1 rRNA gene is annotated in these 574 nt (G+C 56.1%); it reads left to right on the top strand.

Annotation, left to right across the window (positions count from 1 at the left end):
• A 23S ribosomal RNA gene (locus tag LD028_RS13070) occupies nucleotides 1-574 on the top strand; the annotation flags it as partial.

Genomic DNA, 574 nt, shown 5'->3' with positions numbered 1-574 from the left:
AAGGACTAGTGGAGCGCTTAGAAGTGAGAATGCCGGTGTGAGTAGCGAAAACAGAGGTGAGAATCCTCTGCACCGAAAGCCTAAGGTTTCCTGAGGAAGGCTCGTCCGCTCAGGGTTAGTCGGGACCTAAGCCGAGGCCGAAAGGCGTAGGCGATGGACAACAGGTTGATATTCCTGTACCACCTCCTCACCGTTTGAGCAATGGGGGGACGCAGGAGGATAGGGTCAGCGCGCGACTGGTTGTGCGCGTCCAAGCAGTTAGGCGCCTCAAGTAGGCAAATCCGCTTGAGTAGGCTGAGCTGTGATGGCGAGGGAAATGTAGTACCGAAGTGCCTGATTCCACACTGCCAAGAAAAGCCTCTAGCGAGGTGAGAGGTGCCCGTACCGCAAACCGACACAGGTAGGCGAGGAGAGAATCCTAAGGTGCGCGGGAGAACTCTCGTTAAGGAACTCGGCAAAATGACCCCGTAACTTCGGGAGAAGGGGTGCTCCCTCGGGTGAATAGCCCAGGGGAGCCGCAGTGAAAAGGCCCAAGCGACTGTTTATCAAAAACACAGGTCTCTGCGAAGCCGTA

Source organism: Anoxybacillus sp. LAT27, assembly GCF_022030075.1.
In the GTDB taxonomy this organism is placed as follows: Bacteria; Bacillota; Bacilli; order Bacillales; family Anoxybacillaceae; genus Anoxybacillus; species Anoxybacillus kestanbolensis.
The sequence above is the reverse complement of the archived record's forward strand: the minus strand, read 5'-3'. Positions and strand labels throughout refer to the sequence as shown.